8 protein-coding genes are annotated in these 13,143 nt (G+C 73.7%); 3 read left to right on the forward strand and 5 right to left on the reverse strand.

Features of this window, described 5'->3' with window-relative positions:
- The first annotated feature begins 131 nt into the window (after nucleotides 1-131).
- From ABZ861_RS01025 to ABZ861_RS01035, 3 genes are all read left to right on the forward strand, one after another.
- Nucleotides 132-3,044, forward strand: coding sequence for a lysylphosphatidylglycerol synthase domain-containing protein (locus ABZ861_RS01025; RefSeq protein ID WP_361621523.1), 2,913 nt, complete (start codon nucleotides 132-134; stop codon nucleotides 3,042-3,044).
- A 153-nt stretch (nucleotides 3,045-3,197) separates the two neighbouring features.
- The gene (locus tag ABZ861_RS01030) at nucleotides 3,198-4,742 is read left to right on the forward strand and encodes an alpha/beta hydrolase (RefSeq protein WP_361621526.1); all 1,545 of its coding nucleotides are present in this window, start codon (nucleotides 3,198-3,200) and stop codon (nucleotides 4,740-4,742) included.
- 269 nt (nucleotides 4,743-5,011) lie between these two features.
- Nucleotides 5,012-6,556 carry an alpha/beta hydrolase gene (locus ABZ861_RS01035; protein WP_361621529.1) on the forward strand — a complete coding sequence of 515 codons (1,545 nt, stop codon included), beginning with the start codon at nucleotides 5,012-5,014 and terminating at the stop codon, nucleotides 6,554-6,556.
- Nucleotides 6,557-6,627: 71 nt separating this feature from the next.
- Here ABZ861_RS01035 and moeZ read toward each other — a convergent pair whose 3' ends face one another.
- The 5 genes from moeZ to ABZ861_RS01060 all read right to left on the reverse strand — a co-directional run bounded on the left by moeZ (nucleotide 6,628) and on the right by ABZ861_RS01060 (nucleotide 13,124).
- The gene (gene moeZ / locus ABZ861_RS01040; protein ID WP_361621532.1) at nucleotides 6,628-7,806 is read right to left on the reverse strand and encodes an adenylyltransferase/sulfurtransferase MoeZ; all 1,179 of its coding nucleotides are present in this window, start codon (nucleotides 7,804-7,806) and stop codon (nucleotides 6,628-6,630) included.
- Nucleotides 7,807-7,869: 63 nt separating this feature from the next.
- Nucleotides 7,870-8,619, reverse strand: coding sequence for a spherulation-specific family 4 protein (locus ABZ861_RS01045; protein WP_361621535.1), 750 nt, complete (start codon nucleotides 8,617-8,619; stop codon nucleotides 7,870-7,872).
- Complete coding sequence (locus tag ABZ861_RS01050) at nucleotides 8,607-9,566, reverse strand: NAD-dependent epimerase/dehydratase family protein (RefSeq protein ID WP_361621538.1); 960 nt, start codon at nucleotides 9,564-9,566, stop codon at nucleotides 8,607-8,609. Before ABZ861_RS01050 ends, ABZ861_RS01045 begins: the two co-directional genes overlap by 13 nt.
- A gap of 205 nt (nucleotides 9,567-9,771) precedes the next feature.
- On the reverse strand, nucleotides 9,772-10,944 hold the full coding sequence (locus ABZ861_RS01055) for a hypothetical protein (RefSeq protein WP_361621540.1): 1,173 nt from the start codon (nucleotides 10,942-10,944) through the stop codon (nucleotides 9,772-9,774).
- Nucleotides 10,945-11,213: 269 nt separating this feature from the next.
- Entirely contained in the window at nucleotides 11,214-13,124 is a 1,911-nt protein-coding gene (locus tag ABZ861_RS01060; protein ID WP_361621542.1) for a DUF3492 domain-containing protein, read from the reverse strand.
- Nucleotides 13,125-13,143 lie beyond the last annotated feature (19 nt).

Raw genomic sequence — 13,143 nt, forward strand, 5'->3', positions numbered from 1 at the left:
GCCCCTCGCCCCGGGGCGGCGCTTCGGGCAGACTGTCGCACCCGCATATGCACCCTGATGCCCCCGTGTGTCGGTGGGGCATGCCACCATCGTGCGGGCGGTGACCGGTGATTCGAGACCAAGAAGAGACCATGAAGCAGCAGGGTGTGCACCCCGACGGCGCGGAAGGCGCCTCCGGGGTCTCGCCGCGCCCGGACGCCGACATGGCGGCGGCCGCCGCCATGGGGCGAGCGGACCGCGAGGACGGGTCCGGCGGCCGTGATCGCGTGAACCCCGCCCCGAAGCCCGCGGCGGCCTCGGAACCCGCATCCGAGCCCACAGCGGCCTCGGAATCCGCTTTCAAGCCCACGGCAGCCCCGGAACCCGCGTCCAAGCCCACAGCGGCCTCCGAACCCGCGTCCAAGCCCACGGCGGGCAGGAAGCCCGTCGAGGACGCCGACGTGGCGCACATCGACGAGCTGGAGAACGACGAGCCGCTGCTGCCCGCGCGCGTGCACCGTCCCTCGGACCTGATGCGGCTGCTGGTGGGCGTGCTCGCCATCGCCGTGCTGCTCGCCATCGCCGCGTTCGCGCACGGCACCACCTCGGGTTTCGAACAGGACATCAACAAGAGCACCGGTCAGGCCCCGGACCTGCTGATCAGGTTCGCCGGACTGGCGTCCAGCATCGCGATCCTGCTGGTGCCGGTCGCCTTCGCGATCGAACGGCTGATCAAGCGGGACGGGCTGCGAATCGCCGACGGCGTGCTGGCGGCGGTCCTCGCGCACGGGGTGACCCTGGCCACCGACCTGTGGGTGGCCAAGGCGGCCCCGCACTCCCTTCAGGAGGCGCTCACCCAGCCCTCCCCCGGCGACCTCCACGCGCTGACCGATCCGGTGCACGGCTACCTCGCCCCCGTCATCGCGTACATGACGGCGGTCGGCATGTCCCGCAGACCGCGCTGGCGCTCGGTGCTGTGGATGGTGCTCCTGCTCGACGCCTTCTCCATGCTGGTGACCGGCTACACCACGCCCTTCTCGATCATCCTGACGGTGCTGATCGGCTGGACCATCGCCTACGGCACCCTGTACGCGGTGGGCTCGCCGAACGTCCGGCCCACCGGGCGGACGCTGATGGCCGGGCTGCGCACGGTCGGCTTCCGCCCGGTCAGCGCGGCCCGCGAGGACGCGGCCGAGACCGCGGACGGCGGCGACCGAGGACGGCGCTACTTCGTCACCCTGGAGGACGGCCCGCCGCTGGACGTCACCGTCGTCGACCGCGAGCAGCAGGCGCAGGGTTTCTTCTACCGCGTGTGGCGCAACCTCACCCTGCGCGGCTTCGCGACCCGCAGCAGCCTCCAGTCGCTGCGACAGGCCCTGGAGCAGGAGGCGCTGCTCGCCTACGCGGCCATCGCGGCCGGCGCCCACGCGCCCAAGCTGATCGCGACCTCCGAACTGGGCCCCGACGCCGTGATGCTCGTCTACGAGCACACCGGCGGCCGCACTCTCGACTCGCTGGCGGACGAGGAGATCACCGACGATCTGCTGCGCCACACCTGGGAGCAGGTGGGGGCGCTCCAGTCCCGGCGCATCGCGCACCGCAGGCTGGCGGGCGACGCCATCGTGGTGGATCGTTCCGGCACGGTGATCCTCACCGATCTGCGCGGCGGCGAGATCGCCGCCGGCGAGCTGCTGCTGCGCATGGACGTCGCCCAGTTGCTGACGACGCTCGGCCTCCGGGTGGGCGCCGAGCGCGCCGTGGCGTCCGCCGTCGCGGTCCTGGGCCCCGACGCGGTCGCCGACTGCCTGCCCATGCTCCAGCCCATCGCCCTGACCCGCGCCACCCGCGCCACGCTGCGCAGACTGGCCCGGGAGCGGGCGCAGCGGGAGCGCGACGCCGTCCTGGAGGCGTCCCAGAAGGCCAAGCAGGACCGGCTGGAGCAGGCGGCGGCCGGCGCCGGGCCGGTCGTGCTGGAGAAGCCGGACAAGAAGATCGAGCGGGCCGAGGCGCGGGCGGAGAAGCGGGCCATCGACGAGGCCATAGACGAGGCCCGCGAAGAGGACCTGCTGACCCAGATCCGCCACCAGGTGCTGCGGATCAGGCCCCAGGCGCCGGTCGAGCCGGCCCGCCTGGAGCGGGTCCGGCCGCGCACCCTGATCAGTTTCATCGCGGGCGCCATCGGCGCGTACTACCTCCTCTCGCAGCTCACGCACATCAAGTACGCCACCCTCTTCGCGCACGCCCAGTGGGGCTGGCTGGCGGCGGCTGTGGCGTTCTCCGCGCTCAGCTACGTGGCGGCGGCGATGGCGCTGCTCGGGTTCGTGCCGGAGCGGGTGCCGTTCGTGCGGACGACGGCGGCCCAGGTCGCCGGATCGTTCGTGAAGATCGTGGCCCCGGCCGCGGTGGGCGGCGTGGCCCTCAACACGCGGTTCCTCCAGCGGGCGGGCGTGCGCCCCGGGCTCGCGGTGGCCAGTGTGGGCGCCTCGCAGTTGTTCGGGCTGGGCTGCCACATCCTGATGCTGCTGTCCTTCGGCTATCTGACCGGCACCGAGAAGACGCCGTCGCTGTCCCCGTCCCGGACGGTCATCGCGGGGCTGCTGACCGTGGCGGTCATGTTGCTGGTCGTCACCTCGGTGCCGTTCCTGCGGAAGTTCGTCCTCACGCGCGTGCGGTCGCTCTTCGCGGGCGTGGTGCCGCGCATGCTGGACGTGCTGCAACGGCCCCAGAAGCTCGTCACCGGCATCGGCGGCATGCTGCTGCTGACCGCCTGCTTCGTGATGTGCCTGGACGCCTCGATCCGGGCGTTCGGCGACCAGGCGGCCTCGCTGAGCATCGCCAGCGTCGCGGTCGTCTTCCTGGCCGGCAACGCGCTAGGGTCGGCCGCTCCGACCCCGGGCGGGGTGGGCGCGGTCGAGGCGACGCTGACGGTGGGTCTGATCGCCGTCGGTCTGCCCAAGGAGGTGGCGGCGCCCGCGGTGCTGATGTTCCGGCTGCTGACGCTGTGGCTGCCGGTGCTGCCGGGCTGGCTGGCCTTCAACCACCTGAGCCGCAAGGGCGCCTTGTAGGCGGGTGCACAAGGGTGCCTAGTAGGCGGATGTGCGAGGACGCCTTCCCCCTGCGGACTGGTCGCCGGGCGGCCGTGCGCCAGGCCCGCGCGGGCTTACTCCAGACGGCCCGCGCCCCGCGCGGGCGGCGCCGCGCGGCGTGAGGATGAAGCCATGCCGAACCCCGCCGGGCCGCGCGCAGCCGCCCTGACCGCGACCGCCGTCCTGCTAGCCGCCCTGACGGCGGGGTGCGGCGGAGACGGTCCCGAGCACGGGGATCCGGCCGCCCAGAAACTGGACTGGACGGACTGCTCGGCCCCGTCCGCCTCGGAGGGCGGCGGCAGTGCGCCCTCCCCGCTCCCGGGAGGCGCCCGGTGGCAGTGCGCCACCATGAAGGCGCCCCTGGACTGGAGCAAGCCCAAGGGCGAGACGATCGACATCGCCCTGATCCGGGCGACGGCGAGCGGACCGGGCCAGCGCATCGGCTCGCTGATCTTCAACTTCGGCGGTCCGGGCGGCTCCGGCGTCAGCACGCTGCCCTCGTTCGCCCAGGACTACGCCACGCTGCGCACCCGCTACGACCTGGTGAGCTTCGACCCGCGCGGAGTGGGCCGCAGCGCCGGGGTGCGGTGCGAGAGCGACGCACAGCTCGACGCGTACTTCCAGCAGGACTCGACGCCCGAGAACGCCGGCGAGCGCGACACGCTGCTCAAGGACACCGAGCAGTTCAACGCGAGCTGCGAGAAGAACTCCGGGAAGATCCTTCCGCATGTGCGCACCACCGACGCGGCCCGCGACATGGATCTCATGCGCCACGTCCTCGGCGACGCGAAACTGCACTACTTCGGCATCTCCTACGGCACCGAACTCGGCGCCGTGTACGCCCACCTGTTCCCGCGCAACGTGGGCCGCGCGGTCTTTGACGCGGTGGTGAACCCCACCGAGACGCCCGAGCAGAGCGCACTGGGCCAGGCCCGCGGATTCCAGCTCGCCATGGACAACTTCGCGCGGGACTGCGTCTCCCAGAGCACCAAGTGCCCCATCGGCGACTCGGCGCAGGACGTCGAGAAGCGCGTCGCCGCGCTGCTGAAGAACCTGGACGCCAAGCCGATCCCCGGCGTCTTCCCGCGGCGGCTGACCCAGACCGCCGCCGTCAACGGCATCGCCCAGGCCCTGTATTCCAAGGAGTTGTGGCAGCCGCTCACCGAAGCGCTCCAGCAGGCGTACACCGGCGACGGCAAGATCCTCATGCTGCTGTCCGACGCGATGAACGGCCGCAGCGAGAACGGGGAGTACAGCAACCTCACCGCCGCGAACGTCGCCATCAACTGCGCCGACGACAAGCAGCGCTACGACGTCGCCTACGTGCAGAAGAAGCAGCCCGAGTTCCGGTCCGCCTCCCCGCTGTTCGGCGACTTCCTCGCCTGGTCCATGCTGAGCTGCACCGGGTGGGCGGTGCCCGGTGCGGCCGACCATCCCGATGTGAGCGCGCCCGGATCGGCGCCCATCCTCGTCGTGGGCAACACCGGCGACCCGGCCACCCCGTACGCGGGCGCGCAGAAGATGGTGGACGCGCTGGGCAAGGGCGTCGGCGTCGAACTCACCTACAAGGGGCAGGGGCACGGCGCCTACGACAGCAAGAACAAGTGCGTGCAGAACGCGGTGAACGGCTATCTGCTCGACGGGAAGGTCCCGGCGGCGGGGACCGTCTGCTCCTGACCGCCTCGATGGCGGGGACGGTCCGCTCCTGACCGCCTCGGCGCCGGACGGCCGCGGCCTCGTCGCCCGGCTCCCTCTTCCCCTCGCGGCCATGCTCTCCGTACGCACCCGTCTTCCCCTCCCACAGCCTGGGACGAGACCGCCCGACCTGGAAAAGCACCAGGTCAGGGCGTTATCCACAGGCCCACACGGCCGGAGTGCGGGCCGCCTACCATGGCGTGACAGCTCCCCCGCGGCCGATCCGCGGGGGCTTGCCAGGGGGGTGCGCCATGTCGCGTTTCGTGCGTTGGACGGCTGTGGGGACAGCCGCGCTGCTGCTGGCCGCATGCGGTGCGGAATCGTCCGGGACCGGGGACGCGGGAAAGGGCGGCCCCGATCCCACGGCTTCGCCGCGGAGTTCGCCCGGTGCCGGCGCCCCGCCGCCCGCGTCGCTCGCCGCGCAACGGCTCCACTGGCGCCAGTGCGCGGCCGGCGCCGACGCGCCAGCCGCGGGTGGGGACTGGCGGTGCGCCACGCTCACGGCGCCGCTCGACTGGTCCCGCCCGGACGGCGAGACGATCGGCATCGCCCTCATCCGCGGCAAGGCAACCGGCGAGCGCGCCGGCTCCCTGCTGTTCGACTTCGGAGGCCCCGGCGGCTCGGGCGTGGCCGCGCTGCCGGCGTACGCGTCCGCGGTCAGCACGCTCCGGCAGCGCTACGACCTGGTGAGCTGGGACCCCCGCGGGGTCGGCGCGAGCAGAGGCGTCCGCTGCCGCGACGACCGGCGGATCCAGGCAGCCGAGGCCGTCGACGCGACCCCGGACACCCCAGCCGAAGAGCGCGCCTACTTCCACGACGCGGCCGACTTCGGCAGGGGCTGCGCGCGAGCCGCCGGAACACTCCTCGGCCACGTCTCGACGACCGACACGGCCCACGACATGGACCTGATGCGTCATGTCCTCGGCGACACGAGACTGCATTACTTCGGCATCTCCTACGGCACCGAACTCGGCGGCGTGTACTCCCATCTGTTCCCGCGGCACGTCGGGCGGATGGTGCTCGACGCGGTCGTCGACCCGGGCGCCGACACGGTGGGTCACGCCGAGAACCAGACCCGAGGCTTCCAGCGAGCGCTGAACGACTACCTCACGTCCACCGGGCAGGACCCCGAGCGAGGCACGCGGAAGATCGCGGACCTGGTACGGCGGCTCGACGCCGACCCACTGCCCGCCTCCGCCGGGCGGAAGCTGACGCAGACCCTGGCACTGACCGGCGTCGTGCAGGCGCTGTACAGCAGGAGCAGTTGGCCCACGCTGTCCGCCGCGCTGAGGGCGGCGGAGAAGAGGGACGGCTCGGGGCTGCTGGCGCTCGCCGACGCCTACGACGAGCGGGACGCATACGGCCACTACGGCACGACGACCCATGCTCAACGGGTCATATCGTGCCTGGACGACAGGCAGCGGCCGACCGCCGAGGCGACGAGGAAACTGCTTCCGGAGTTCGAGAGGATCTCCCCCGTGTTCGGCGACTACCTGGCATGGGACACGGCCGGCTGGTGCCACGACTGGCCGGTCGCCGGGCAGTACGACACGCCTCGGGTCGCCGCACCGGGCGCCCCGCCGATCCTGGTGATCGGCAACACGGGCGACCCGGCGACCCCCTACGAGGGCGCGCGGAGGATGGCGGACGAACTGGGCAGGGGCGTCGGAGTGGAACTGACCTGGAAGGGCGAGGGACACGGCGCCTATGGCAGCGGCAGCGACTGCGTGGACTCGGCGGTGAACGCCTACCTGCTGTACGGCTCGGCGCCGCGGGACGGCGCGGTGTGCTCATGACGGCGGCGGGGGCCGCGAGCGCACCTGGCGCACACGGCCCCCGCCGCCGGAAAGAGAGGGCGGGTCCGGGGTCAGTAGACCGGCTTCTGCGGCTCGATCTGGTTGACCCAGCCGATCACGCCGCCGCCCACGTGCACGGCGTCCGCGAAGCCCGCGGACTTCAGCACGGCGAGCACTTCCGCACTGCGGACACCCGTCTTGCAGTTCAATACGATCTTCTTGTCGTGCGGGAGGCCCTCCAGGGCGCTGCCCATGAGGAACTCGTTCTTCGGGATCAGCCGGGCGCCGGGGATGGCGACGATCTCGAACTCGTTCGGCTCGCGGACGTCGATGAGGTCGATGTTCTCGCCGTCGTCGATCCACTCCTTGAGCTGCTTGGGAGTGATGGTCGAGTCGGCGGCGGCCGCCTGGGCCTCTTCGGAGACGACGCCGCAGAAGGCCTCGTAGTCGATGAGTTCGGTGACCGTGGGGTTCTCGCCGCAGACGGCGCAGTCGGGGTCCTTGCGGACCTTGACCTGGCGGTACTGCATCTCCAGTGCGTCGTAGATCATCAGGCGGCCGACCAGCGGATCGCCGATGCCGGCCAGCAGCTTGATGGCCTCGTTGACCTGGATGGAGCCGATGGACGCGCACAGCACGCCCAGGACGCCGCCCTCGGCGCAGGAGGGGACCATGCCGGGGGGCGGGGGCTCCGGGTACAGGCAGCGGTAGCAGGGGCCGTGCTCGGACCAGAAGACCGACGCCTGACCGTCGAAGCGGTAGATGGAGCCCCACACGTACGGCTTGCCGAGCAGCACGCAGGCGTCGTTGACGAGGTAGCGGGTGGCGAAGTTGTCCGTGCCGTCGACGATCAGGTCGTACTGGCTGAAGATTTCCATCACGTTGTCGGCCTCGAGCCGCTCTTCGTGAAGGACCACGTTCACGTACGGGTTGATGCCCTTGACGGTGTCCCGCGCGGACTGCGCCTTGGAACGGCCGATGTCGGCCTGGCTGTGGATCACCTGACGCTGGAGGTTCGACTCGTCGACCTCGTCGAACTCCACGATGCCGAGCGTGCCCACGCCCGCCGCCGCCAGGTACATCAGGGCCGGGGAGCCCAGGCCGCCGGCGCCGACGCAGAGCACCTTGGCGTTCTTGAGCCGCTTCTGCCCGTCCATCCCGACATCGGGGATGATCAGGTGGCGGGAGTACCTGCGGACCTCGTCTACGGTGAGCTCGGAAGCCGGCTCGACCAGGGGTGGCAGCGACACGGTGGCTCCGTTGGTCGGTCGATCACTACGGTTGTTCTCTTGGCAACACTGCCACGCCCTTCTTCATTCCGAGACACCCGGTCCGACCCGCGAGACGATCTCGTCCCAGTAGCCGGGCAGCGCCTCCCAGGGGTCGTCCCGGCCGCCGCGGTCCGTGCGGTCGGTGAGCCAGATCGTCCCCGCGCCCAGCCACCGGGCGGTGCGCAGCGCCTCCTCGAGGTGTCCGCGCGGGACGCCGTGCACCAGGTGGCAGAACCGCTCGGGTGGGTGGTCGGCGGTCCACTGCGCGGTCTGCCAGAAGCGGTAGGCGCTCCACGGGCCGCTGAAGGTCACCAGTTGGTCGGCGCACTCGGCGTAAAGGGGATCCGGGCAGGCGCCGTGCCCGAGGACGAGGTGCGCGCCGTCGCGCAGGGCGCGCAGCGAGGCGACCGTGCGGCGGGTCTCCGGCAGCCCGGCGCGGTCCGCGGGGCAGCGCTCCAGCAGGAAGCCGTCGACCTGGTACCACTCCAGGAACCGGTGCGCGCCGACGATCACTTCGGTCCGGGAGCGCAGGCCGTGGGCGACGTCGAGCCGGCCGAGGACCCGGACTCCGGCGTCGCGCAGCCGCCGGGCCGCGTCCCGGCAGTGCGGATCGGGCCGGACCCCGGGGCCGCCGGCGACGTCGAGGACGACCCAGTCGAGCGGCGTTCCCGGCCGGGCGAGCGCGTGCCACTCGGCCGGGGCGAGCAGCGGGTGGGCGCAGCCGGGCGAACCGAGCCCGGTGCGGACGCCAGTGGCCGACGGACCGGGCGGACCGCTGGTCAGATGCGGCATGCCGCTTCCATCCAGATGTCGGCGAGGGATTCCTCCAGACTGATCCGGGGACGCCAGCCGAGCCGGTCGCGCGCGGTGCGCACGTCGGCCTGCTGCCAGCTCCCGCAGCCGTCGGGATACGGGTACGCGGCGGGAGACGGATGGTCCGGGTCGCTGCGCGGGTGCCCGATGGCGGGCCTGAGATGGCCGCCGGGCCCGTCGAGCTCGTGCAGAGCGCCGCCGTATCCGGCCACGCGGGCCAGGACCGAGGCGGCGTCGCGCAGCCGTACGGCGCGGCCGGAGCCGATGTTAATGACGCCTTGGGCGGCCGAGAGCGAGGCGGCGTGCACGGCGCGGGCGACGTCCCGCACGTCGATGAAGTCGCGCTGGGTGCCCAGACCGCCGAGTTTCAGGTCGCCGTCGCCCGCCTGCATGGCGCGGCGCATGGCCTCGGCGAGGCGGCCGAGCGGCGAACCCGCAGGGGTGCCGGGTCCGGCGGGCGAGAAGATCCGCAGCACGACGGCGTCGAGGCCGGAGCCGAGGACCAGTTCGGTGGCGGCGAGCTTGCTGACCCCGTACGGGCCGCCCGGTCGGGGCACGGCGTCCTCGGCGGTGGAGGATCCGGGCTGGCTGGGACCGTATTCGGCGCCGCAGCCGATCTGGACCAGACGGGCGCCGCAGCCGCTGCGGCGCAGCGCCTCGCAGACGGTGGCGACGGCGACGGTGTTGTGCCGGGTGAGTTCGCGGGCACCGCCCCGGGTGGCGCCCGCGCAGTTGATGACGACGCCGGGGTGGACCGCGTCCAGGAAGCGGGTCAGGGCGCCCGGACTGCCCGTGGCGAGGTCGAACCGGACGTCGGCGTCGTCGCCGCGGCCGAGGGCGGTGAGCTGGACGGCCGGGTCGGCGAGCAGGCGGTCGGCGACGAACCGGCCGATGTAGCCGTTGGCTCCGATCAGCAGAACCCTCATCGGGCGGCTCCCGGGGTGTGCGCTCCGGTGGCTCCGGATGCTCCGGACGCCCCGGATCGGGCGGTGGTCATGTGGTGTTCTCCTTCGAGGGGGTGGTGCGATCGGCGCCGGTCGCGGGGGCCGGAGGCCCGCGGTTCGGGGGACGGATCCGGCTGCGGCTGCCGTGCGGCGGGCGGCCGCCGGGTGCACCGCGGACGGGCGCTCGTCACGGCTGCTCTCCCGCCGCTCGTGCGTGGGCCGAGGCCCTGCTGAGGGTGCGGGTCGCGTGAACCAGCAGGGCCAGGGCCGCGGCTGCGCAGGCGAGGGTCGGCACGTAGCCCGGCCCGCCGGCGTCGACCAGCATGTCGACCGGGACGCCGAGCGGACCGCAGCCGGGGAGGCGGGCGGCGAAGACGCTCGCGAGGGCGATCGTCTCGGTCCCGGCCGCGGCGCCGAGGGCGACGGCCGGGGCGTGCGCGAAGCCGTGCGCGGTGAGCAGACGGGCGAGCAGCAGCAGAGCGCCGAGCGTGAGGGCCTGGGCGAGACCGGCGGGCTCGTGCAGAACGGCGCCGCACACGGCGAGCAGTGCGGCCAGCGCGCACAGGAACAGCCCGAAGGCGGCGAGGAACAGGGGCCGTACCGAGGCGGCGAACTCCGCCAGGCCGCGGCTGGCCGTCAGCCGGCGCCGGGCGAGCACGGCGAAGAGGTGGGCGGCCCCGGCTGCCGGAGCGCAGGCGAACGAGAGGGCCAGGACGGGAGCCGCGGCCAGGGGCCAGGGGCCGGACGCGGCGCCGTCGGGCAGTCCGTCCGGGCCGCCGCCTACGGCCGCGCCGAGCAGACCGTCGCCGAGCGCGGCGTAGGCGACGAGCCAGCAGGTCCCGGCGCGGGCGGCGGGGGCGCGCGTGCCGGACGGCGGCCAGCCGACGGGACTCAGCGGGCCATGGCGCAGCAGGGTGCGGACGGCCGCCGCCACGGCGAGAACCCCGGCCGCGGCCACCGCGAGGCGAGTTCTGCCTTCGGTCAGATGCAGCCCGGCCAGCGCCGCCGCGCACAGGGCGCCGGGCAACAGGGCGAGCAGGATCCAGCCGAGTGCGGGCCTGGGCGCCTCGGCGGGCTCGGGGGGCGGCGGGGCGTCGGTGTCGCGTGCGACCCGGGCGTACATCTCCTCGGCGAGGGAGAACACGTCGCGGTGACGGAAGCGAGCGGCGGTGCGGTCGGTGACGCCGTGCGCCTCCAGGCACGCGGCGATCTCCAACGGGTCGACGGCACGATCGCAGAGGTCGCGGTGGCGGTGCATCAGGGCCTTGACGGGGTCGACGGCGCCGCGCCGTCCGGCAGCCGGGGGATGCGGGTCGGGGACGGGAGCGGCGGCGAACGCGGGGGTGGGGCCGGTCCCCACGCCCGCCCTCACCGCGGTCCCGGGACGCGGGGCGAGAAGGCCATGCGTGGTGCGAGCGACGCCCTGCCCGGGTGCAGGCGCCTCCGGGGCGACGCCGAGTGCGCCCGGTCCGGAGCCGGGGCTGAGGCCAGGTGCGTTTCGGTCCGTCCACGGCAGTGGGGCAGACGTGGCGCTCAGGTTCCGGTTCGTCCACCGCTGTGAGTGCGGCGGGGGATTCCAGGGGGCTGCGCCGCCCGGGGTGGGTGGCTGGTCGGGTTCTCTCGGGGCGGTCATCGGGCGGTCTCCGGGGCGGCGGCGGGGGCCGGGGTTCCGGTGGCGGCGGGGGTGGTCTGTGCCCAGGCGGCGCGCGGGCGGGAAGCGGCAGGCGCGGGGCGGGCGGCCGGGCCGGTCCAGTGGCCGGGGACATGGGCCTCGGCGGGGGCGGCGAACGGGAGGGGATCGCCGGCGCCGTCCAGGAGGACGCGGCGCACCGGGCTGTGCGAGACGACCTCCAGATACATGCCGCGGAACGCCGCGACGTTCTGCTCGACGGTGAACAGCTCCAGTGCGCGGGCGCGTGCGGCGGCGCCCAGGCGCGCACGGCGCTCGGGGTCGCGGAGCAGCGACACACACGTCTCGGCGAGCGCCCGCGGATTGCGCGGCGGCACCACCAGGCCGGTGCCGCCCACGGCTTCGACGACGGCGCCGACGTCCGTGGAGACCGTCGCGCAGCCGCAGAACATGGCCTCGACGAGTCCGGCCGGGAAGCCCTCGACGACGCTGGACAGGACGGTCACGGCGCCCGAGGCGTACACGTCGGCCAGGCTGGGGGCCTCCGGGGCGCCGATCTCCTCGAAGGAGACGGGGTTGTCGCCCACGGTGTGCGGGCCTTCGGCCTCGTCGGGGAACAACTGGGCAGCCAGCGCTTTGCAGTGGCCCAGGTAGGCGGTGCCGTCGGCGTCCGTCGCGGCGCCCACGACCCGCAGCCGGGCCGCCGGGTGCGCCCAGCGGACTTCGGCGAAGGCGTGCAGCAGGGACACCAGGTCCTTGGTGGGCTCGACGCGGCCGACCCACACCAGCGTGTCCGCGTCCGCGACCGCCGGCGCCTCACCCACCTCGGCGAACGGGCTGGCGTCCATGCCGGGGTGGACGGTGCGCAGCCTGGCGCGGTCGGCGCCGGAGCGTTCCTGCCAGCGGCGGGTGTGGGCGTTGCCGTGGGTGATCAGGGCGGCCCGCCGGTAGACCTCGGCGGCGAGCCGGCCGTGGAAGGCGGCCAGCAGGGCACGGACGGCGGGCGGGGTTCCCTCGGCGCCGGAGGTCAGGTAGTGCGCGCGCAGCGGAGCGCCGTACTCGGTGACCAGCAGGGGCACGTCGCAGAAGTGGCGGGCGAGCAGACCGGGGAGGGCCGCGGCGCCGCCGGCCGCGGTGTGGCAGAGGTCGGCCGCGCCGAGGCCGTCGTCCTCGTACCAGTCGAGCGAGAGGGGGCGCAGGGCCTGCTCGACGAGGGTGGCGACCGCGAGCAGGTCCGATACCCGCGCGCCGCGCGCTGCCCGCAGCGCGCCGGGCGCGCGACAGGCGCGCTCCAGCGCGCGGACGGCAGTCTCCGAGCGCAGCGCGCTCCCGAGGCCGCCCTCGTCGCGGGCGAGTTCCGCCAAGCCGTACAACGCGGTGGCGAAACGGTCCGCCTGGGCGTCTGAACGATCCGAACTCTCCTTGACGCCCGGACCGACCGGACTCCCCCAACCGGCCTGACTCCCCCAACCAGCCGAACTCCCCGGCCTGCCCGGACGATCGGGACCGCCGGGGTTCCTCCGACCATCCGCGGCCACACCGTTCGCGGCCACGTCGTCCGCGGCGGCGCCCACGGCCGCAGCATCCGCGGCCGCGCCGTCTCCGGACTCCAGAGCGTCGGCCCCGCACAGCGCCGCCGCCAAGTGCTCGTAGCACTCGGTGAAGCGACGGCGCGCACGGCGTCCGTACCGCACGCCGTCGTCGTGGGGGGCCCACAGGGAGGCCGTGTGGACGCGGTTCACCTGCTGCGGCAGCGGGACCCAGCCCTCGTTCTCCTGCCGGCTGCTGCGGCTGAGCGCGTAGAGGTCGAACTCGTGCTGCCCGAGCCCGCGCACGAGGCGCTCGCACCACGGTCCGGCGTCACCGCCCGCATGCGGGTAGCCGCCTTGCGTCACCAGTCCTACGCGCACGCGTGCACCCCCGCTCCCG

The organism is Streptomyces sp. NPDC046985 (genome assembly GCF_040644415.1).
Classification (GTDB): domain Bacteria; phylum Actinomycetota; class Actinomycetes; order Streptomycetales; family Streptomycetaceae; genus Streptomyces.